Here is a 19,827-nt window from a genome sequence, read left to right as displayed (position 1 = left end):
CATGCCCGCCCGCCCGCGCGATAGTGGCGGGCATGATTGGACAGATCGAATTTCCGGCGCCCGCCGCCGACCTGAACGCGAATGACCTCGATGTCATGGCGCGCACCATTTTCGGTGAGGCGCGGGGCGAGCAATACCTCGGCCAGGTCGCGGTCGCCCACGTCATCCTGAACAGAGCCGCAGCCGCCGCGCGATACATGCGCAAGACGGGCAAGGCGCACAAGTTGTTCGGGAATGGCCGCGTGGCGTCGGTCTGCAAAGTGCCCCTCCAGTTCTCGTGCTGGAATACCGGCGACCCGACCTATGAGGCCGTGACCGCCGCCAACCTCGATCAGCTCGCACTTCGTCGCGCCCATTTCGTGGCGCTGGCCTGCGCATTTGGCTTCGAGTGCGATCCGACCCTCGGCGCGCTGCATTACCACACGCTGGCGGTCCAGCCGGCGTGGAGCCGTGGACGCTCGCCCGCCGCCGTCATCGGCGGCCACAAATTCTTCAACGACATCCCCTGAGGTCCGACATGCCCAAGCTGACCGCCTACCAGCGCGCCATCGACCTGATTGCGCTCGCCATCATCGTGCTGATGCTCGCCACCGCCGCCTGCATCGCGTGGCCCGTCCCCGCGTTGGCGGCCGACGGCACGACCGTCGATTTCGCCCCTGTGATCACGCCGGTCATCGAGGCCCTCTTCGGGGTGGTCGCGGGGCTTGCCGGCTGGGCCATCCGGCACCTCACCGTCTGGCTCAAGCTGAAGCAGGACAGCGAGGTGAGGCGATATCTGGAAGATACCTGTTACGCCGGCATCGCGCTTGTGCGCGCGAGGTCCGACGCCGCGTTGACCGGGAAGCTCTCGTTCGACACGAAATCTGCCATGGTCGCCGAGGTCGCCCAATACCTGATCGATCGGGTTCCGGGCGCCCTCAAACGGTTCGGCCTGTCGGATGACGCGCTCAAGAACTATGTGCTCGCCCGCATCGGCGGTGGCGTGGTGCTGCCGGCGGCGGATCTGCCGTGACCTGGACCGCCGCCCTTGTCCCCGCCGCCATCATCCTCGCGCTCGCCGGCATCGCCGGGCTCGTGTGGTACGCCAACCGCGCCGGTCGCGTGGCCGAGCGGGCGGATGCTCGGGCCGGTGCCGAGGACCTGCACCGGGCGATGGACGCGGTGGATGCGCGGCCTGCCCCTGATCCTGCTGCTCTGGACGACTGGCTGCGCCGGGGCAGTGGTGGCCGTTGAGCCGCCGGCCTGCCCGGTGGCCGGCGATGCCGTCGCCGACGAGCTGGCCGCCGCCGGGGGCTGCGGCGCCCTGCCGGCGACCTGCGCCTGGCTGGGCCGCCTGAAGGCTCACTGCGACAAGGTGGAGATCCTGCGTGGCGGATGATGCCGACCGCGCCCAGGAGCTGGCCGCCACGCTGAACGATACGGCGCTGATGGCCCATCGGCGGCGGGTGATCGGCCCCGCCCATCAATGGTGCATCGACTGCGGCGGGGGCATCCCGATCGAGCGGCAGCGTGCCGCGCCCGGGGCGATGAGATGTTTCGACTGCCAGCAGGCAGCAGAGAGGAGATGGTGAGTGATGCCCGAATGGTTACAGAGCTGGTGGCCGGCGATCATCCTGGGCACGCCGCTCGCCCTCGGCAGCATCACCTGGGCGATCCGCAAGGGTCTCGCCAGCCAGAAGGATCTGCAGGCGGCGGAAGACAAGGCCACGACGTCGATCGCCGCCGAAGGCAAGCAGCGTGATCAGGATTATCGGCACATACAGGGCCGCTTGAACGAAATCGACCGCCGCCTCGACCGCGGCGAAGACCGTTTCGAGCGCATTGGCCTTCGCCTCGATCAGCTGCCGAACAAGGACGACATCAATCGCATCGCCCTCGGTATGGCCGAGGTCAATGCCGCCGTGGGGAAACTCGGGGTTCGAGTCGAGGGGCTTTCGGATCGCCTCGGCCAGACCGACGAGCGCCTGCAGACGCTCGACGACTACCTGCGTCAGGACAGCCTGATCGAAAAGCAGAAGGGCACATGACATGAGCGACCCGATCGCCGCCGAGCGGCTGGACAATTATACCTTGGTCCGCAATCGCCGCCTGCGCGGCGTCTTGCTGTCGATCCTCGCGATCACGCCGGGCGAGAGGTCCAGTGCCGTCGAGCTTCACGCCATGACAGCGGGCGAAGCCGTGCCCTACACCATGGCCGAGATCGAGGCCCAGCTCGGCTGGCTGGGCGAGCATGGCTATATCGTCGCCACGGTGCGGGTCGGCGAGCTCGTCGGCATAATCACCGATAAGGGCGCCGACGCGGTGACCCGGCGCAACATCGATGCCGAGATCATCCTGCCCCGGCCCAGGGCGCGCTGATGCCCCGGCGCTCCAGCATAGACCGACTGCCGCCCGAGATCCTCGAGGCTGCGGAGCGCATGTGGGCTAGCCATCAGTTTACCCTGGCGGAGATGGTCGAGCGCATCAATGCGCTCTCGCCGCCGGATCCGGTGAGCCGATCGGCCCTGCATCGCAAGACGCAGGAGTGGGACGAGGAACTGAAGGAGATCCGCCAAGCGCGGGACCTGTCGCGCGCCTGGAAACAGTCGGTCGCGGAAGATCCGGACGGCGATATCGGCTCGATCGTCGGCGAACAACTCAACGTACTGGCCTTTCGGGTCGTAAAGACCATGCGGTCGAAGGACGAGGTCCCCCTCGACGAGCTGGCGAAGGCGGCGAAGCTGGGCCGCGACCTCGCGACCAGCGACAAGCTGCGCGCCGACCGCGAACAGCTGGTGCGCGCGGTCACGGCGCCGATCGACGTCATCCAGATTGTGCTCAAGCGGCTAGCGGACAAGGTCAACGAGACCGGCCGGCCGGAGCTGGCGGAAGCCTTGCTTGAGGTACTGGAGCCTGTCGGTCTGGAACTCGCCAGGGAATTTGGCTGATGGCCAAGGGGCGCTTTCGGGGCCTGACCAAGGCCGAGTTCAGGGCGTGGCTGGGCGACCAGGCAGGAGCGCTGCGTAAGGCGATCGAGACCGAGGTCACGGGCCTGGAGGAGAGCCCGGCGGCGATCGCCGAGCGCCGGGCCAGGGCGCTGGGCGCGGATGGCTTCGAGTATTTCTGCCGCACCTATTTCCCTCACTACGTCAAATCGCCCTCCGCCTCGCGGCTGCACCGCCATCTGTTCAAGCGCCTGCCCGAGATCCTGGCCGATCCGGCCGGCCAGAACGACGTGATCGCCGCGCCGCGCGGCGAGGCCAAGTCCACCTTCTGCACACAACTCTTCCCGCTGTGGTGCATCGCCAGGCGGGCCAAGCATTACATCCTTGTCCTCATGGACGCCTTCGACCAGGCGGCCGTGATGGTCGAGGCGATCAAGGCCGAGCTGGAGGCCAACCCGCGCCTGGCGCTGGACTTCCCCGAGATGGTCGGGGCGGGCCGCGTCTGGAAGGAAGGCGTGATCGTCACCAAGGCCGGCATCAAGGTGCAGGGCTTCGGCTCGGGCAAGCGGTTGCGCGGCCTGCGGCATGGTCCGCATCGGCCTGACCTCGCGGTGCTCGATGACATCGAAAACGACGAGAATGTGAAGAGCCCGGAGCAGCGGGACAAGTTGGAATCCTGGGTCGACAAGGCCGTGCTGAACGTGGGCGCGGCCGATGGATCCCTCGACGTGATCTATATCGGGACGACGCTGCACTATGACGGCGTCCTGATGCGCAAGGTCCGCAACCCCCTGTGGCGGGCGATCAAGTTCGCCTCGATCGTGCGCCAACCCGACCGCCTTGACCTCTGGGAAGAGTGGGAGGCGGTGCTGCGCAACGACGGCCCGGCGGAGGCGGAGGCCTTCTACGCGGCCCGCGTGGCGGCGATGAACGAGGGCGCTATCGTGTCCTGGCCCGAGGTCCGGCCGCTCATCGCCTTGATGAAACTGAAGGTCAAGATCGGTCAGGCGGCTTTCGACAGCGAGCAGCAGAACGACCCGATCTCTTCGGAGGATGCGCTCTTCGGCTCGCCCATCTTCTGGGTCTCGCGCATTGCTGCCTGGGTCTTCTTCGGCTCGGTCGATCCCTCTCTGGGCAAGGCCAACCGCAGCCGCGATCCGTCCGCGATCCTGGTCGGCGGGCTGAACCGCGAAACCGGCGTGCTCGACGTGATCGAGGCCAGCATCCGGCGCCGGCTCCCCGACCGGATCATCGAAGATGTGATCGGCTTCGAGGAGCAATACCACTGCCTGCGCTGGGCGGTCGAGAGCGTGCAGTTCCAGGAGTTTTTCCGCACGGAACTGATCAAGCGGTCCGCCGCCAGGGGTGTGCCGGTGCCGGCGGTGCCGGTGATCCCCTTCGCGGACAAGGCCCTCCGCATCGAGCGGCTCCAGCCGCACGTCGGCAACGGGCTGATCCGATTTAACCAGGCGCAGCGCGTGCTGCTCGACCAGCTGCGCCACTACCCCATGGTCGACCACGACGACGGGCTCGATGCCCTCGAAATGCTCTGGTCGATCGCTCTGGGCGCCCCCATTCCGGCGATCGGGTCGGTCGCACCCCGCGCGGCCGTGGCGCCGCTGCCGGGCGGCCGCCTGCTGACCCGCCGCCTCACCATGTTCGGGAGACGCTGAATGATCCGCAAGATACTGGCCAGGATTGGCCTCGTGCGCGATGCCGCGCCGGAGGTGCCGGCACCGGCGCAGCGCGTGGTCGAGGCGCGGGATGACGAGGCGGGTTGGCGCCCGGTCAGTCAGTCCAAGCGCGATCTCTCCCCGGTGACCCAGAAACGCATGATGGAGCTGGCCCATTACGCCTGGGAGCAGCACCGCGTCGCCAACCGCCTAATCGAGCTCCCCCTCGCGTTTATCTTGGGCGACGGTGTCTCGATCAAGGTCGACGATGACGAGGCCCAGGCATGGCTGGATGCCTGGTGGGGCGATCCCATCACCCGTCTCGACCTCAACATCGAAAAACGTGTCCGGGAGCTCGCGCTGTTCGGAGAGCAGGTGATCGTCACCTTCGTGAACCCGATCGACGGCCATGTCCGTCACGGAGCCATCGACCCATCCGCGATCGCCGAGGTCGTCACCGATCCCGAGAATTCGTCCTTGCCGATCGGCGTGACCATCGCCACCGAGGCCGGCGTCAAACGGACCTACAAGGTGATCCTCGACGGCGACGATGCCGAGCTGCTGCGCGTGCCCGCCCTGGTGCTGCGCGACGGCATGACGGCGGGCGAGTGCCATTTCTGGCGCATCAACGATTTGCTCACCGGCTGTCGCGGCCGCTCCGACCTGCTGTCGGCGATCGACCTCGCCGATGCCCTGTCCCAGCTCATTTTCGGCGAGGTCGAGCGGGCCGTCGCCCTGCGCTCGATGGTGTGGGACGTCAAGGTAACGGGGGCGACGCCGGACGATATCGACGAGCTCTCGCGGAAGATGGAGCCACCGGCTCCGATGTCGATCCGCGTCCACAACGAAAGCGTCGAGTGGAATGTGCTCTCGCCCAAGCTGGAGAGTGCCGATGCCGCCGGAACGCTGCGCTCGGTGCGCAACGAGATCCTGGGCGGGGCCTCCATCCCCGAGCATTGGTTCGGGGGCGGCGGCGACGTCAACCGGGCCACGGCCGCCGAGATGGACGAGCCAACATACAAGGTCTTCCGTCGCCGCCAGCTCTTCTGGAAGGCGATCCTTGAGGCCGAGGCGCGCTATGTCCTGCGTCGGCGCCTGATCGCCCAGGGCCGCTCGCCCCGCGAGCTGGATCGGCCAGACATGAAGCCCAAGGCCGATTTCCCGACGATGCAGGCGATCGATGTCAGCCGCTATGCCCAGGCCCTGGGCCAGGTCGTGTCCGCCTGCGCGGCCGCGATCAGCGCGGGGTTGATGACCGACGAGATCGCGGTCGGGCTGATCGCCCTCGTCGCCGGCAAGATGGGCATCGAGATCGACGCCGAGGCGATGCTGGCGGATGCCCGCGCGGCATCCGAAAAGCGCCGTGAGCGCGACGCGTTCGTGGATCCGGCCGCCGACCCGGCGGAGGCTCCGCCGCCGGGTGATCCCGGGGCGGCAGCATGACGGACGAGGAGCGCGAGCGTCGCTTCAGGGCCGAGCGAAGAGAACAGATCAAGCGTGCGGCCCAGATCCAGGCCGAGACCTTCGCCCTCATCAAAGCTCAGCTGGAGGAGGCCCGGACCCGCATAAGTGTAGCCCTGGCATCGTCGCCTAGAGAGTTTCAGACGTGGCGCCTGACCCAGCTCCAGGCCGAGGTTCGCCGGGCACTGGGCGAGGTCGAGGCCCGCGCCGGCGTCGCGGTGGCCCAGGGCCTCGACCGCTCCTGGCAGGCCGGAGCCGAACTCGTGACCAAGCCGCTCGCCGCCGCCGGCATCGACATCGAACCCCGACTCGTCGCGCTCGACCCCAGGCTGCTCGACCAGCTCAAGACGTTTCAGACAGACCGCATCCGCGACATATCCTCGGCGGCGGTCTCCAAGATCAACACCGAGATTGCCCAGGCCGCCATCGGCACCCAAACCCCTTTCGAGGCGGCCTCGAAGGTCGCCGCTCATCTCGGCGGCGCCGAGGACCGCGCCCGCACTATCGTCCGCCTTGAGCTCGGCACAGCCTATTCGGCTGCGGGGCATCAGCGCATGGCCCAGGCGATCAAGGCCGGGGTCAAGGGCCTGCGGAAGCAATGGCGGCGGTCAGGCAAGCTCCATCCGCGGCTGACCCATGAGCTGGCGGACGGTCAGGTGACCGAAGTCGACCAGCCCTTCATGGTCGGCGGCAAGCCGATCATGTTCCCGCGCGACCCGGCGGCACCCATCGGCGAGCGGATCAACTGCGGCTGTGGGCTGCTGCCGTTCATGGCCCATTGGCGCCTCGATCAGCCCGGACAGAAGCCGTATACCGACGCCGAACGGGCGGCATCGCGCGCCGTGAGACAGTCCGACCAGATCCGGGCCGACACCGAGCGTCAGCAAGCCGCCACGCCGCCGGATGCGCTCGCGGCAACCACTCAAGCCGCGCGGGCTTATGTCGTCGATCAGGGGCGGCGCACCGGTCACGAGCACCTGGTCGCCGTCGATGAGCGCACCGGGGAGGTCGTCGAGCGGAGGACGGACGGACGGCGCAGCTCGGTATCGTTCGGTGACGGCTTAATGGCCCTTATGCGGGATCCGCAAAGGTCTTTGGCGTTCCATCACAATCACCCGTCATCGTCCGCCCTGTCTCAGCCCGACGTCCTGGTGCTGGACAGCTTCCCCGGCGCGGCCGCGATTGCGGCTTACGGGCACGACGGCGGTTTTACCGAAATACGCCGTGGGCCGCGCTGGGGTGAGCGAAAATTCAAGAGTTTCGTACTCCTCGTCGACGAAGTGACGCGCCGCGAGCTTCAACGACGAGTGAATGACCGGGATCTGGCCCCCGGCGACGCAACCGCCTTGCACGCCTGGTTGCGGCTGGTCATTCTGGAAAAGTCGGGGTTGGCGTCGACCCGTGCGGAACCGGGCAGCGCCTGGGCGGGTTTAATCGCTGACGCAACATGGGTCGATGATTTCGCCACCCGTGTCGCCAAGCAGCTTATGGAGCGGGCGCCGTGACGTGGCTGGCCAAAGACGAACCGGAAGATCTGTTCTCGCTCGCCGCCTGGCGCGAGTGGCGGGACGATGTCGCTCGCCTGCCGGATACGATCGAAAACAAGCTGGACCTGCTCGCGCTGGCCGACGGATGGATTGCCGATCTGTCGGCGCCGACCTCGGTCATCGACAAAAAGCAGGCCGGGGCCTAGAGCGGGCCGTACAGCGACGAAAGGCCGTCGCCGCACCATCGGGAGCCTGAGAGCGGTTTCCCCCTTTTCGAGAGGCTCGAAGAGGCCTTCCCGGCCCCGGTTTCGTCCCCGGCCTAGGGGCGCAAGGTCCATCTGACCGGATCCGTGCCGCCGCCCGACACTGGGCGCCATGGCAAAGCTCAAACCCACCCCCAAGGATACCGAGGGCGCCCCCCTTGAAGCGGGCGCCATCACGCCGCCGCCCACCGACCAGGTCGACGGCGTCAGCGAGGGCGGCAGCGATGCCGCCCTCGCGTCCGACTCCGCCACCAGCGCGGCCGCCGCCGAAGCGGCGCTGGTCGAGATCGCCCGGCCCCCGATCCTGCCGGACGAGGTCATCTGGTCGAAGATGTCCTGGGCGGAGCGCGAGGAAGCCGGCGGTGACCGCGCCCTCGTCGAGGTCGCCCGCCTTGTCGGCGTGAAGCCCGACGAGGTCTTCGACTTCCGCGCCTGGCCCAAGGGCCTGTCGGTCGTGACCACGGCCGGCCAGAAGATCCAGATCGCCTTCGGGGGCGGCGATGAATAAGTCCGCGCCCCCGCTCACCATCGTCACCCTGCTCGAAGCCGACCCCGAAACCGGGTCGGAGCTCCATCGCGGTGTCCTCGACGTGATCGAGGCGGAGGGCGCCCCCGGGCGCCTCCGGGTCCGTGTTCTTTCCGCCGGCCTGTCGGGCAATCGCAATTACTATCCCGACGAGGTGCTGCGCGAGAGCGCCGCCATGTTCGAGGGCATCCGCGTCATCGTGAAGCCCGACGCCGTGCATCTGGCCGGTGCCGGCAAGGATCCGCGCGGCGTCATCGGCCGCCTGACCCAGCCCAAATTCGTCGCCGGCGCCGGCAAGGACAAGGGCTCGATCGAGGCCGTGTTCGAGGCCCTCGACGATCAGGACCCGATGGTGCTCAAGCTCTTCGCCGCCGCGAAGCGCGGCATGACCGACGTCTTCGGCCTCTCCATCGATGCCCGCGCCGCTGTCCGCGAAGCCCAGGGCGTCCGTCACGTCGCCCGCTTCATCAAAATCAATTCCGTCGACGTCATCGTCGAGCCCGGCGCCGGTGGGCGCGTGCTCGACGTCATCGAAGCCGCCCCCGAACAGGAGCTGCCCATGCGCGCCAAGCTGATTGCCACCATCAAGGCCAAGCGCCCGGCGCTGCTCGCCGGCCGTGACGCCAATGCGCTGACCGACGACGAGCTGGAGGTGCTGCTCACCGAAGCCCTCGGCGCGCCCGTCGATCCCCAGGCCCCGGCCGGCCTCACCCAGGCGCAGCTGGCGGAAGCCCTGGTCCAGGTCGAGGCCAAGACCACGGCGCGGGCGACCGTCGCCGCGTCCAGCCTCCCCGCGACCGCGAAGGAGCGGGTGATCGCCACCCTCGAAGCGCAGGGCGACTGGGGTGCCGCCGCGACCGCCGCCGCGATCAAGGCCGAGCAGGATTATCTGGCGCCCTTCGTCGACGCCGGCCGTGTCGGCGGGCTCGGCGGGATCTCCCGCATCCAGACCGGCGAGACCCGGGCCGAAAAGGTCCAGGCGATGCTGGAGGCATTCTGGGATCCGACGCACCGGGATCACGGCCAGGCGCAGTCGATCAAGGACATCTATGTCCAGATCACCGGCGACACGCGGGTGACCGGGCGTGTCCGTGACTGCGATCAGGGCTTGCTCCGCGAAGCGCTGAATTCCGCCAGCTTCGGCGAGGTCCTGGGCGACGCCATCCACCGCCGGCTCGTGGCCGATTACCGCAGCCCGAGCGTCTATGACGCCTGGCGGTCGATCGTCAACGTGCGGCGGCTTGGGGACTTCCGGACCAATCACATCGGGCGGCTGGGGGGCTACGGGGACCTGCCCGCCGTCGCCGAAGGCGCCGACTACACCGCACTGACGTCGCCGGGTGACGAGGAAGCGACCTACGCGCCGACCAAGCGCGGCGGGCTGGAAACGATCACGCTGGAGATGATCAAGAACGACGACGTCGCCGCCCTCATGAAGATCCCGGGCCGTATGTCGCGCGCGGCGAAGCGGACGCTCGGCAAGTTCGTCTTCGACTTCATCCGGACCAATCCGACGATCTACGACACCGTGGCGCTGTTCCACGCCACGCATGGCAATCTGGGCTCGGCCGCGCTCGATGCCGCCAGCTTCGCGGCCGCGCGCCTCGCCATGCTCAAGCAGACCGAGGCGGGGTCGAACGATCGTATCGGCATCGGTCCCCGCTTCCTGCTGGTCTCGGCCGACGGCGAAGAGGGCGCGGTCAACCTCTTCCGGCGGAACACCAACAACGACAAGACTTTTGTCCAGACCCTGACCCCGGACATCATTCCGGTCTGGTACTGGACCGACGCCAACGACTGGTCGGCCGTCGCCGACCCCGCCGACATCGAGACGATCGAGATCGGCTTCCTCGACGGTCAGGAAGAACCCGAACTCTTCGTCCAGGACAATCCGACCGTGGGCTCGCTCTTCACGGCCGACAAGCTTACCTACAAGATCCGCCACATCTACGGCGGCGCCGTGGTGGACTTCCGGGGCTTCTACAAGGCGGTGGTGGCGTAATGGCCGCCGCCAACCCCTTCGCCGCGTCCGCCGCCGGCATCACCGAGGCAGAAGCCGAGGCGCGGCCGCTGCTGGCCATCGTCGCGGCGGCCGAGGCCATGTGGGATGTCCTCGGCGCTCTGCCCGGCAAGGCCGAGGCGACGCTTGCCCAGCGCCGCCTCGAAGAGGCCGTGTTCTGGGCCTCCCGCGCCGAACAGGCCTGATCCATGCTGGCCGATCTGCAGGACATCGTCGGTGACCTGGTGCGGGATGCCGTCTCGCGCCTGGGCGATGCCGCGCGGGATCGTGCGATCGGCCTCGCCGTCGTCCAGTACGGGAAGGATCGTCCCCGGGTGATGGTCGAGGATCTGGTATCGCTCGCCGGCACGCCCAAGACCCTGCCGTTGCCGGCCGACTGGCTGCAGGGCCAGAGCCGCGCCCTCTCGATCGAATATCCGATCGGCGAGGTGCCGGCATCCCTCCTGCCCCGGCACCTCTGGACGGTCGCGACGGTGCCGGCCGGGGAGATCATCGCCTTGCCGGCCGAGGCCGTCACGGGCGCCGCTCATCGCCTTGCGTGGTCGCGGCCGCATGTCGTCTCCGCCATCGAGGACAGCATCCCCGAACAGGATCGCGAAGCCGTTGCCCAGTACGCTGCCGGCCTGCTGCTCGATCAGCTCGCCACCCTGACCTCGGGTGATCGTGAGAGCACGATCAAGGGCGACAGTGTCGATCATGCCGACGCGGCACCCAACTACGCCGCCCGCGCGAAGACTGCACGGCAGCGGTATCACGACCTCCTCGGCATCGACCCCAAGCGCCTTGCGCCGGCCTCGGTGACGGTCAACCCGCCGCTCGCCTCCAGCAAGGGCGAGGGCCGGCTGCTGTGGCGGAGGAAGCGCTCGTGACCGCGATCCATCACAATGCCGAGGCGATCGCCGCCGCCTTCGAGCGCGCGCCCGAGATCGTCCGCGAGGAGATCGAGGCCGGCGTCTACGAAGCCTCGCTCCTCCTCGAGCGTCTGGTGGTCGAAAAAACGCCGACCAGCGGTGCCGGTACCTTGCGCGAGAGCATCGGCGCCCTCCCGGTGGTCTTCACCGGCGCCGCCTGGGAAGGCGGCGTCGGCACGGCGCTTGCCTACGCCGCGCCCGTCGAAGAGGGCTCGAAGCCCCATATGCCGCCCCTCGCGCCCCTCATGGACTGGGTCAAACGCCGTCTTGGCGTCGCGCCTGATGAGATCGAGGGCGTGGCCCAGGCCATCGCCTGGAAAATCTTCCACGAGGGCACCAAGGCCCATCATATGTTCCGCGACGGCTTCCGGGCCGGCGAGCCGCAGGTCCGCGAAATCCTGGCCGGCCGGATCGACACCGCCCTGGCGAGGATCGCGGCATGAGCGCGCTCGACGACATCCGCGCGGCGATCGTCGCCCGCCTGACCGCCCTCGTCGATATCGGTCAGGTCCACGCCTATGAGCGTTTCGCGAAGGACAACAAGGGTTTCGCCGATCTGTACGGCTGGACACCGGCCGGCGGCGGGCAGCGCGAGGTCCGGGGATGGAATGTCCGCCGCACCGCGTCGCGCGGCCAGGCGCAGCCGGGGGGAACGCTGGTGATCACCGCCTGGCGCCTCACTGGTTTCCTTTCGATGGTCGACCTTGAGGCTTCCGCGCATACCGCCGATACCTTGGCCGATGCCGTTGCCGCGACGTTTCGTGCCGATCCGGGACTGGGTGGCCTCGCGATCGGCGATCCCGTCGAGGGCATCGACGGCCCGGTGCTCGCCCTGTCGAGGCCGGTGATGTTCGCAGGTGTGCTCTGCCACGAGCTGCAACTCGACTGGGTGACCGAGCATCTGGAGCCTTCGGCCGGCACCGGCCTGGACGGCGAGGCCGGGCCGGTCGCGACCCTGCTCGATGCCGTTGTCACCTGGCTCCGCGCGACAGTCATGCCGCCCTTCGGGGCTGTCGAGGGCCGGCTCCAGTTCGACCCGGCGCGGGACGCGATCGCTGCGCCGCTTGCCCTCGTGGTGACGCCCATCCGCGACGTCGCGGCCCCTGCCGGCACGACGATGCGGGTGCGGCAGCGTGTCGAGGTCGATTTCGCGGTCTGGCTGACCGCCGCCGATCGCTTCGCCGACGATGCGGCCGCCCTCAACGGCCTGGAGACCCTGCGCGCCCTGCCGCGCCAGTCCCTGCTCGGGTGGGGCGAGGCCGCCGGCGTGACCGACAGTCCCATCACCTTCAGGGCCGGCGAGACGTGTCCGGCCCGCCCGGGCCGGCTGGCCTGGCGCGATACCTACACCACCGCCCTCTACTACCAGCAAAGCTGAGGCCCCATGACCAACACCCCCAAGCCCACCGAGGGCGGCCGATACGAGCTGATCGACGGCAGCCTCGTCCAGCACCAGGCGCCGACCGAACCCGGGGCCGGCGGGCCGCGCAATGCGGACGGCTCGTCCATGTACACGACCGACAAGTTCCGCGCGGCGCCGCCCGCGTCGCCGGCCCCGGCGCCGGTCGAGGCGCCGACCCCCCCGGCCGAAGCGGCGGCCGAAACGGATGCCGGCGAGACCGCCGGCGCCAAAAAAAAGCGCTGAAGGAGGGCTGAGCGATGGCCTACAAGTGGGAGCAGAAGTTCATCCTCCTGAAGCCGGAAGTCACCTACGGCACTGACTCTGTGCCGGCGGCCGGCACCAATGCCTTCTTGACGGCCAATGGCCAGATCAAGCCCCTCGTCCACCAGAAGGTGGCGCGCAATCTCGACGGCGGGCGGCTCGGCAACGAAGGCGAGCTGGTGGTGGGCGAATACGTCGAACTGAGCTTCGACGTCGAGGCCGCGGGGTCCGGCGCGGCCGGCACGGCGCCTGCCTACGGGCCTGCGCTGATTGCCTGCGCCATGGCCGAGACCGTCGTCGCGACCACGCGGGTCGACTACAAGCCCGTCGACAGCGGCGAGGCCTCGGCCTCGATCTACTTCTATATCGGGCGACTGCGCCACAAGATCGTGGGCGCCCGGGGGACCGTGAAGCTGACGGGCGCGGCCCTGGCCATCCCGAAATTCCAGTTCACCTTTATCGGCCTCTGGGTCGGGGTCAGCGATTACGCGCAGGGTAACGGTAGCGGACCCATGGCGGCCTTCAAGGATCCGGAGGAGGTATCGTTCGCCAACACCCTGATCACGCTGCACGGGTCCACGCTCGGCGTGAAGTCCTTCGACATCGACTTCGGCGTCGAGAACCAGTATCGCAACATTACCGGTTACGAAGGTATCATTTACGGCGACCGGCAGGCCAAGGGCTCGATCCTCTTCGAGGCGCCCGATATCACGACAAAGGATTGGCTGGCGGCGATCAAGGCGGAGACGCGCGATATCCTGACTATCACCCATGGCTCTGCCGCCGGCAAGAAGGTGATCGTCTCTGGGCCGAAGGTCCAGCTCGTCGATCCGGCTTATCAGGAAGACCAGAAGCTCCTGATGATCCAGGCCGGCCTGAACCTCTGTGTCGGCACCGTGGCCGACGATTTCACCATCACCATCCAGTAACTCGCACGATATCGGAGCCCTGCAATGGAAATCTCTTTCAGCGAAAAGCCGCGCTTCAAGGCGCCCGTCAAGGTGATGCGTCCGAACGACAGTGGCGGGTTCACCACCGAGAAGTTCACCGCTCACTTCTATGTCATCGACCACGAAGAGCAGAAGGCGCTGCGCGACGGCGCGGTCGATCCGGACAAGGAGGTGCTGCGCGCCGCCCTCTGCGGCTGGGACGGCATCACCGAGGCCGAGACCAAGCAGGAGCTGGGGTACACGGACGCGCGCCGCGACGCCCTCCTGAATGTGCCGTACATCGCGATCGGCCTGGCGCAGGCCTATTTCCCCAGCCTGTCCAACGGCACGACCCGGCGAAAAAACTGACCGACGCCGCCCGGACCTGGGCAGGGGGCGGCGACATCAGCCCGGGTCAGCAGGATGCCCTGCTCGCCGAAATCGAGATGTGGGGGCTGTCCGGCCCGGGCGCGGATCAGCTCCGCGCCCGGGCCAGCCGTCAGACGGTGATCGAGCTGTGGCCAGTCAACGCGCGCCCCTGGGAGCTGTTCATGTCCGTCGCGACCCAATGGCGATACGCCGGCATGACCGGGACGATCGTCGGGCTCGACTACGCGGCGGCCGAACTGGTGTTGAGGACCAAGGGTGTGACTCTGGACGGCGAGACCATGGCTGACCTGCAGGCGTGCGAGAGCGGGGCCTTGCAGGCCTTCCGCGCGCGCGACGAGCGGCGCGCGGCCGAGGAGCGGTCGCGCCGTGGCTGACGATCTCAACCTTCGCATCCGGCTGACTGGCGACGGCTCCGAGCTCAAGGCCGAGCTGGTCGGGGTCAAGGGAGCGGTCACCGATCTCGGCGCGGCGGCGACGGCGGCGGGCGCCCAGGTCGACGCCGGCCTGGCCAAGGCCGATGCGGCCGCCGCCGAGCTCGCGGCGGGCATGGCCGAGGCAAAGGGCGCGGTCACCGAGCTGGGCGCGGCGGCGGCAACGGTCGGTGCCCAGGTCGATGGCGGCCTGGCCAAGGCCGATGCGGCCGCCGCCGAGCTGGCGGCAGACATGGCTGCGACCGCCGCCGCCGGGCGGGACCTGGCTGCGGGGGCCGCATCGGTAACGGGCGCCCTTGACAACGCCGCCGCCAAAGCTGCGGCGACCGGCTCTGCATTGACGGATGCCGGCGCCGACGCCCGCGCCCTCGGCACCTCCGTCACCGCCGCCGCCGCCCAGATCGATGCCGGCATGGCCGGCGCGGCCGCAGCCGTCACCGGCCTGGGCGCCGGTCTGGCATCGACGGCCGCCGCCGCCTCATCGGTCAGCCAGTCCTGGCAGCAACTGGCCGTCACCGCCGGCCTGGTGGCGACCCAGCACGATCAGTTGGGCGCGTCCTTTCGCGGTCTGACTGCCGCCGTTGGCCTGCAGGCCGCCGAGATCGAGGCCTTGCGCGCCCGCTATGTGCCGCTGGCGGCCGCCGAGGCCGCCCATAAGGCCGCCCTGGACGAGATCGCCCGCGCGACCAAGATCGGCGCCCTGTCCGAGGCGGAGGCAGCCTCCGCGGTGGCGCGCACGACGGCGGCCTATCAGGCGGCGACGGCGCGCATCCACACGATGGGGGCCGGCCTCGGCACCCTGGGCGGTCAGGGCAAGCTGACGGGCCAGCAGATGACGCAGTTGAGCTATCAGCTCAACGATGTGGTGGTTTCGCTGGCCGGCGGGATCAACCCCTTGATGGTCCTGCTGCAACAGGGCAGCCAGATCACCCCGCTTTTCGGCGGGGTCAAGGGTACGCTCTCGGCGCTTGCAGGTGTCTTGACACCAACGACGGTCGGCTTCGGCCTGTTGGCGGCCGGGGTGGGCCTCGGGGCGGTAGCTTTCAGCCGATACATCACCGCCACCAAGGAGGTGGAGGTCGCGCTTGCCGGAATCGGGCGGGCCAGTGGCGCCACGGTCGGCCATATCCAGGAGATCGCCGAGGCGACGGCGGATGCCGCCGGCCTCTCGGTCCCGGCGGCGCGCTCGATCGAGCTGGCCCTTGTCCGCACGGGTAAAATCGGGGTCGAGCAGTTCGCCGGGCTGATCGGCATCACGAAGGATTTCGCGGCCACCCTCGGGACCGACGTCGAGACGGCATCGGCCAAGCTCGCCGAGATACTGGCCGATCCCGCCAAGGGGGCCGAAACCCTCACTCGCCAGCTCGGCCTGGTCGATGGAGCCACGGCCCGCTACGTCGAGCGTCTGGCGGCGCAGGGCCGCACGACCGAGGCGCAGAACGCCTTGATGGAGGCGATGAAGGGTCGCCTAGCGGACGCCGAGGCGGCGACGACCGCGCTGGGCCGTGCGTGGGATTATGTCGGCCGAATGGCGTCGAATGCACTGGATGCGATCGGCGGTGCCATTGATCGAGCGGTGACAGGCCCCTCGGATGAGCAGCGAGCGAAGGAGCTGCGGGACGCGATAGCCGCGCGCGAAGGCGGCGCTCCATCGATTCCTGATTATGTGTCCCCTGAAGTGCGGCGCATGGTGGAGGCGGATTATCGCAATCGCCCCGGGGCGGTTCCCGGTTCCGCCTCGGCGGAAGCTGCTATCGGTCAACTTCGGCGAGAGCTTGCCGAAGTCGAGGCGCGGATCGAGGCCAAGGCCGCCGCCGCCGAAGAGCAGGCCGCATTGGTGGCGGCCCGCGCCACCGGCGACGCCGCCCTGACCCTCGCCGACAGCCTGCCGAACAACAGCCGGGCGGGGCGCATCACCGCGCTGTCGGATCAGGAAGCCAAGCTACGGCGCGGGCTCGACGCGCCCGGCCTGTCGGCCGAGGAAAACGCCCGCATCGCCGCCTCGATCTCGGCCGTCGTCCATGCCCGCGAGACCCTGCTCGCCCAGACCGACCCGATCGCCGAGGCGGGCGCGGCCGAGCTGGCCTCGATCCGGGCGATCACGCCGGAGCAAAAGCGGCGCGCGGCCGAGGAAAAAGAGCGCCTGGCCCTGGTGGGCGAAGTCATCACCGCCGACGAGGCCCAGGCGCGGATCACCGCCGCCGGGGCGGCAGCCTATGAACAGGCCACGGCCTCGCTTGGGCGGCAATCCCGTGCGCTGTCGGTCAACGCCGCGTCCTCGCTGTCGGCTGCGCAGGCCTGGCTGACCTCGTCGGAGGCCGGGGTCGCGGCCGAGGCGGCGCGGGCGGCGGCGGTCACGCAGGGCCTGTCGGCCCAGGCCGCGCTCGACGAAGAGATCGCCAAGGCGGCCCTGTCGGGTGCCCAGCAGGCGGCCCAGGCCGGCGACCAGGCTTCGGCGCAGGCCCGGCTGACCGACGCCGTCGCCGCCGGCACCATGACCTCGGCCGAGGCCGGCAAGCAGATGCAGGTCGAGCAGGCGCTGCGCCCGCTGCTGATCCTCGCCGCCAATGCCGAGGGCGATGAAAAGAAGGTCCTGACCACCGTCATCGAGCGCCTGCGTGGCGCCTATGCCGAGCTGAACGCCGAGCAGGAGCGAGCGGCCGCGGTCGATGCCACGGCCCGCCAGCGCCAGGCGCTGAGCCTTGCCGAATACGAGCTGTCGCTGACCAGCGAGACGGCAGAACAGCGCGAATATCTGGTCGCGCTACGGCAAAAGGAAATCGAGCTGCAGGAGCGCTATGGCGCCAACTGGCGGGCGATCGCGGGCGAGGAACTGCGGCTCTATGACCAGACCCTGCGCACCAATGCCGAGCTGAAGGCCCGTACTTCACAGTCCGATCTCGTGACCGGCGCCTGGCGACGGGCCGGGGAGGCGATCCAGGACAGCCTTTCGAGCTCGTTCCGAAACGCCCTCGATGGCGGCTCGGATGCCTTCGAGAATTTCGCCGACGACACAATCGACATGATGAAGGATGTCGCGGCCGAAATCGCATCCGCCCTCGTCTTCAAGCCCATCGTCGGCTCGATCACCAGCACGCTGTTCGGCGGCGGCGTGTCCCAGCAGCTTGGCCTGACCAGCGGCAGCGGCATCGTTCCGGGCGGTACCACTGGAGGCACATCGTCTGTCTCGGGCGGCGACCTGCTGGGCCTCGGCCGGATGTTCGGTGGTGGCGACCTGTTCGGCTCGACCGGGATGCTGGGCGGGGTCAATTCTTACCTCTTCGGTACTGCAGGCTCCTCCGCCGCGACCACCGGCGCGGCGTCGGGTTTCCTGACCGGCGGCGGCGCGGCGTCTTCCGGTTCGGTTGCTTCGCCAGGCCTGTTCGGAACAGCGGGATCGACGAGCCTTGGCGCTGTGCTGGGGTCGGCGGGCGCCGGCTTCGGGATCTCGCAACTCATCGCTAGTTTCGCACCGGGCAACAAGCTGGCGAGCGCGGGCGGTGGCGCCCTCGGGGGCGCGCTGATCGGGGCAGCGGTCGGCGGTCCCGTCGGCGCGGTCGTCGGCGGCATCGCCGGCCTGCTCGGCGGCCTCCTCAACGACAAGCCCAGCGACAAGACGGGCACGGGCACGGTGTCCGATTTCAGCTCGACATCCTCGCCCGAGGTCGGCGGCCTGCAGGGCGAAAAATACTCGGCCGAAAACCGCGCGGCGGCGACCGGGGCGGTCGACGCGCTGCGCGACGCGGCACAGGCCGCGTTCGGCGATTATGTCGATCTGTCGGGCGTTTCCGCCTCCATCTCCGTCGGCAGCCGCGATGGCTCGCGGGCCTTCTTGCGCCAGGACGGGCAGCAGGTCGGCGAATATCGCGCCTCGTCCGACGAGGAAGGCGTCAAGTCGATCATCGGCCAATCGCTGGTCAAGATTGGCAAGCTCTACGCCGACAAGCTCCCGGAGGAGGTCCGCAAAGCCCTCGACGTTGTCGACTTCAGCAAGGATGTCGACGAGGCGCTGAGACTGCTGGATTTCGCGGGCAGTTACCGGGACACGGTCACCGCGTTGACCGAAGGCATCGGCCTTGAAAGCGAGGCCCGCAAGGCGGCCCGAACGGCGATCGAGGATCAGATCGACGCCCTCGACAAGTTCAGGGAGGACGCCGAGACCATCGGCCTGTCCGGCGCCGACCAGGCGATCCGGGCCTTCGCCTTGACGATGGTCGGGCTCAAGGACAGCGCGGCGGATGTGAGCGAGACCGAGGCCGCGCTTGCCGCGCTGGACGAGCAGTTCAAGGTCTTGGCGGCTCGGGCAGCGGAGCTGGGGCTCACCTCGGCCGAGGTCGCCGCCGGTTATAAAAAGAGCCTCGAAGCCATTCGGGATGCTTTCGAGGCGGATCTTGACCGGGCCATCAACTCGGCCTCGGGCTTCGCGATCTATGACCAGGTGCAGGACCTGCTCGACCAGCAAGCCCAGCGCCAGAAGGATGCCGCTGCCCTCGGCCTCGACAGTGCCAAAATCGCCCGGTTGTCGGTCCTCGAAATCGCTGCGGCGACCCGCAAGGCGACCGACGCCCAGCTCGCCGGCATCGCCGAGATTGTCACCGCGTCGGAGAGCATGGCGGCGCAGATCGGCCTCACGATGGGCCGAATTCTGTCCGAGATCGACGAGCAGATCGCGGCTGCCGAACAGGCGTCGACGGTCGCCCGCCGGAGCGCCGAGGCGTGGCGCGCTGCTGCCGACAGCGTGACGGCGGCCATCGCGGATCTGCGCGGCTCCGACCTCTCCAACCTCTCCCCGGCCCAGATCCTGGCGGAGCGGCGGGCGGCGCTGACCGAGACCGCCGCCGCCGCCAAAGCCGGCGATGTCGACGCCCTCGCAAAATTGCCCGAGCTGGCCCAATCCTTCCTGGATCAGTCCCGGGATTACAACGGCGATGCCCAGGTGTATGGGCGCGATTTTGACTGGGTCCAGCGACTGCTCACCCAGGCCGGGACAGCCGGCGACCATTGGGGGGACAAGGCCGATCGGCAAGCCGATCTCCTCGACCGCCAAGCCGAGCTGCTGCAGGACATTGCCGACAATCTGACCGCCCCGGAAGGCCCCAACGCCGAGCTGCTCAAGCGCCAGCAGGCCGAACTGCAGCGCATATCCGGG

22 protein-coding genes are annotated in these 19,827 nt (G+C 68.7%); all 22 read left to right on the top strand.

Features of this window, described 5'->3' with window-relative positions; all coding sequences use genetic code 11:
- Window positions 1-32: 32 nt before the first annotated feature.
- The gene (locus DKG74_RS20595) at window positions 33-509 is read left to right on the top strand and encodes a cell wall hydrolase (protein WP_109908065.1); all 477 of its coding nucleotides are present in this window, start codon (window positions 33-35) and stop codon (window positions 507-509) included.
- Window positions 510-517: 8 nt separating this feature from the next.
- Window positions 518-1,012, top strand: coding sequence for a hypothetical protein (locus tag DKG74_RS20590; protein WP_109908064.1), 495 nt, complete (start codon window positions 518-520; stop codon window positions 1,010-1,012).
- A gap of 153 nt (window positions 1,013-1,165) precedes the next feature.
- The gene (locus DKG74_RS21560; protein ID WP_133251665.1) at window positions 1,166-1,378 is read left to right on the top strand and encodes a hypothetical protein; all 213 of its coding nucleotides are present in this window, start codon (window positions 1,166-1,168) and stop codon (window positions 1,376-1,378) included.
- Window positions 1,368-1,571, top strand: a complete 204-nt coding sequence (locus DKG74_RS20580; protein WP_109908062.1) for a TraR/DksA family transcriptional regulator — start codon at window positions 1,368-1,370, stop codon at window positions 1,569-1,571. Before DKG74_RS21560 ends, DKG74_RS20580 begins: the two co-directional genes overlap by 11 nt.
- A 3-nt stretch (window positions 1,572-1,574) precedes the next feature.
- The gene (locus DKG74_RS20575; RefSeq protein WP_133251664.1) at window positions 1,575-2,027 is read left to right on the top strand and encodes a hypothetical protein; all 453 of its coding nucleotides are present in this window, start codon (window positions 1,575-1,577) and stop codon (window positions 2,025-2,027) included.
- Between the two features lies 1 nt (window position 2,028).
- Entirely contained in the window at window positions 2,029-2,358 is a 330-nt protein-coding gene (locus tag DKG74_RS20570) for a hypothetical protein (RefSeq protein ID WP_109908060.1), read from the top strand.
- Complete coding sequence (locus DKG74_RS20565; RefSeq protein WP_109908059.1) at window positions 2,358-2,927, top strand: phage protein Gp27 family protein; 570 nt, start codon at window positions 2,358-2,360, stop codon at window positions 2,925-2,927. The genes DKG74_RS20570 and DKG74_RS20565 overlap by 1 nt, the downstream gene beginning before the upstream one ends.
- Window positions 2,927-4,597: a phage terminase large subunit gene (gene terL, locus DKG74_RS20560; protein ID WP_109908058.1), complete on the top strand. Its 1,671-nt coding sequence runs from the start codon at window positions 2,927-2,929 to the stop codon at window positions 4,595-4,597. The genes DKG74_RS20565 and terL overlap by 1 nt, the downstream gene beginning before the upstream one ends.
- The gene (locus DKG74_RS20555) at window positions 4,598-6,040 is read left to right on the top strand and encodes a hypothetical protein (protein WP_109908057.1); all 1,443 of its coding nucleotides are present in this window, start codon (window positions 4,598-4,600) and stop codon (window positions 6,038-6,040) included. It abuts the gene before it with no gap.
- Window positions 6,037-7,563 (top strand): structural protein, encoded by a 1,527-nt coding sequence (locus DKG74_RS20550; RefSeq protein ID WP_109908056.1) that lies wholly within the window; start codon window positions 6,037-6,039, stop codon window positions 7,561-7,563. The genes DKG74_RS20555 and DKG74_RS20550 overlap by 4 nt, the downstream gene beginning before the upstream one ends.
- Entirely contained in the window at window positions 7,560-7,751 is a 192-nt protein-coding gene (locus DKG74_RS20545; RefSeq protein ID WP_109908055.1) for a hypothetical protein, read from the top strand. The genes DKG74_RS20550 and DKG74_RS20545 overlap by 4 nt, the downstream gene beginning before the upstream one ends.
- 169 nt (window positions 7,752-7,920) lie before the next feature.
- The gene (locus DKG74_RS20540) at window positions 7,921-8,316 is read left to right on the top strand and encodes a hypothetical protein (protein ID WP_109908054.1); all 396 of its coding nucleotides are present in this window, start codon (window positions 7,921-7,923) and stop codon (window positions 8,314-8,316) included.
- Window positions 8,309-10,336 carry a phage major capsid protein gene (locus DKG74_RS20535; RefSeq protein ID WP_109908053.1) on the top strand — a complete coding sequence of 676 codons (2,028 nt, stop codon included), beginning with the start codon at window positions 8,309-8,311 and terminating at the stop codon, window positions 10,334-10,336. Before DKG74_RS20540 ends, DKG74_RS20535 begins: the two co-directional genes overlap by 8 nt.
- The gene (locus DKG74_RS20530; protein WP_109908052.1) at window positions 10,336-10,539 is read left to right on the top strand and encodes an Acb2/Tad1 domain-containing protein; all 204 of its coding nucleotides are present in this window, start codon (window positions 10,336-10,338) and stop codon (window positions 10,537-10,539) included. Before DKG74_RS20535 ends, DKG74_RS20530 begins: the two co-directional genes overlap by 1 nt.
- A gap of 3 nt (window positions 10,540-10,542) precedes the next feature.
- On the top strand, window positions 10,543-11,223 hold the full coding sequence (locus tag DKG74_RS20525; RefSeq protein ID WP_109908051.1) for a hypothetical protein: 681 nt from the start codon (window positions 10,543-10,545) through the stop codon (window positions 11,221-11,223).
- Window positions 11,220-11,708 (top strand): HK97 gp10 family phage protein, encoded by a 489-nt coding sequence (locus DKG74_RS20520; RefSeq protein ID WP_133251663.1) that lies wholly within the window; start codon window positions 11,220-11,222, stop codon window positions 11,706-11,708. The genes DKG74_RS20525 and DKG74_RS20520 overlap by 4 nt, the downstream gene beginning before the upstream one ends.
- Window positions 11,705-12,643: a phage tail terminator protein gene (locus DKG74_RS20515; protein WP_109908049.1), complete on the top strand. Its 939-nt coding sequence runs from the start codon at window positions 11,705-11,707 to the stop codon at window positions 12,641-12,643. The genes DKG74_RS20520 and DKG74_RS20515 overlap by 4 nt, the downstream gene beginning before the upstream one ends.
- 6 nt (window positions 12,644-12,649) lie before the next feature.
- A complete protein-coding gene (locus DKG74_RS21890) occupies window positions 12,650-12,910 on the top strand; it encodes a hypothetical protein (protein WP_165837792.1) in 261 nt (86 codons plus the stop codon).
- Window positions 12,911-12,924: 14 nt separating this feature from the next.
- Window positions 12,925-13,857 (top strand): phage tail tube protein, encoded by a 933-nt coding sequence (locus DKG74_RS20505; RefSeq protein WP_133251662.1) that lies wholly within the window; start codon window positions 12,925-12,927, stop codon window positions 13,855-13,857.
- A 24-nt stretch (window positions 13,858-13,881) separates the two neighbouring features.
- The gene (locus tag DKG74_RS20500) at window positions 13,882-14,226 is read left to right on the top strand and encodes a hypothetical protein (protein WP_109908047.1); all 345 of its coding nucleotides are present in this window, start codon (window positions 13,882-13,884) and stop codon (window positions 14,224-14,226) included.
- A gap of 77 nt (window positions 14,227-14,303) precedes the next feature.
- Window positions 14,304-14,621, top strand: coding sequence for a DUF1799 domain-containing protein (locus DKG74_RS20495; RefSeq protein WP_109908046.1), 318 nt, complete (start codon window positions 14,304-14,306; stop codon window positions 14,619-14,621).
- The coding region (locus tag DKG74_RS20490; RefSeq protein ID WP_133251661.1) for a phage tail length tape measure family protein at window positions 14,614-19,827 on the top strand (5,214 nt) is incomplete at its 3' end. The genes DKG74_RS20495 and DKG74_RS20490, both read left to right, overlap by 8 nt.

Source organism: Zavarzinia aquatilis, assembly GCF_003173035.1.
Classification (GTDB): domain Bacteria; phylum Pseudomonadota; class Alphaproteobacteria; order Zavarziniales; family Zavarziniaceae; genus Zavarzinia; species Zavarzinia aquatilis.
Note: the sequence above shows the minus strand (reverse complement) of the source record. Positions and strands in the feature narration are given on the sequence as shown.

What these genes read in the sequence shown, in the direction of transcription:
- DKG74_RS20595 (WP_109908065.1), top strand. Translation starts at nt 33, where the DNA reads ATGATTGGACAGATCGAATTTCCGGCGCCCGCCGCCGACCTGAACGCG.
- DKG74_RS20590 (WP_109908064.1), top strand. Translation starts at nt 518, where the DNA reads ATGCCCAAGCTGACCGCCTACCAGCGCGCCATCGACCTGATTGCGCTC.
- DKG74_RS21560 (WP_133251665.1), top strand. Translation starts at nt 1,166, where the DNA reads ATGCGCGGCCTGCCCCTGATCCTGCTGCTCTGGACGACTGGCTGCGCC.
- DKG74_RS20575 (WP_133251664.1), top strand. Translation starts at nt 1,575, where the DNA reads ATGCCCGAATGGTTACAGAGCTGGTGGCCGGCGATCATCCTGGGCACG.
- DKG74_RS20570 (WP_109908060.1), top strand. Translation starts at nt 2,029, where the DNA reads ATGAGCGACCCGATCGCCGCCGAGCGGCTGGACAATTATACCTTGGTC.
- DKG74_RS20565 (WP_109908059.1), top strand. Translation starts at nt 2,358, where the DNA reads ATGCCCCGGCGCTCCAGCATAGACCGACTGCCGCCCGAGATCCTCGAG.
- terL (WP_109908058.1), top strand. Translation starts at nt 2,927, where the DNA reads ATGGCCAAGGGGCGCTTTCGGGGCCTGACCAAGGCCGAGTTCAGGGCG.
- DKG74_RS20555 (WP_109908057.1), top strand. Translation starts at nt 4,598, where the DNA reads ATGATCCGCAAGATACTGGCCAGGATTGGCCTCGTGCGCGATGCCGCG.
- DKG74_RS20550 (WP_109908056.1), top strand. Translation starts at nt 6,037, where the DNA reads ATGACGGACGAGGAGCGCGAGCGTCGCTTCAGGGCCGAGCGAAGAGAA.
- DKG74_RS20540 (WP_109908054.1), top strand. Translation starts at nt 7,921, where the DNA reads ATGGCAAAGCTCAAACCCACCCCCAAGGATACCGAGGGCGCCCCCCTT.
- DKG74_RS20535 (WP_109908053.1), top strand. Translation starts at nt 8,309, where the DNA reads ATGAATAAGTCCGCGCCCCCGCTCACCATCGTCACCCTGCTCGAAGCC.
- DKG74_RS20530 (WP_109908052.1), top strand. Translation starts at nt 10,336, where the DNA reads ATGGCCGCCGCCAACCCCTTCGCCGCGTCCGCCGCCGGCATCACCGAG.
- DKG74_RS20525 (WP_109908051.1), top strand. Translation starts at nt 10,543, where the DNA reads ATGCTGGCCGATCTGCAGGACATCGTCGGTGACCTGGTGCGGGATGCC.
- DKG74_RS20515 (WP_109908049.1), top strand. Translation starts at nt 11,705, where the DNA reads ATGAGCGCGCTCGACGACATCCGCGCGGCGATCGTCGCCCGCCTGACC.
- DKG74_RS21890 (WP_165837792.1), top strand. Translation starts at nt 12,650, where the DNA reads ATGACCAACACCCCCAAGCCCACCGAGGGCGGCCGATACGAGCTGATC.
- DKG74_RS20505 (WP_133251662.1), top strand. Translation starts at nt 12,925, where the DNA reads ATGGCCTACAAGTGGGAGCAGAAGTTCATCCTCCTGAAGCCGGAAGTC.
- DKG74_RS20500 (WP_109908047.1), top strand. Translation starts at nt 13,882, where the DNA reads ATGGAAATCTCTTTCAGCGAAAAGCCGCGCTTCAAGGCGCCCGTCAAG.
- DKG74_RS20495 (WP_109908046.1), top strand. Translation starts at nt 14,304, where the DNA reads ATGTGGGGGCTGTCCGGCCCGGGCGCGGATCAGCTCCGCGCCCGGGCC.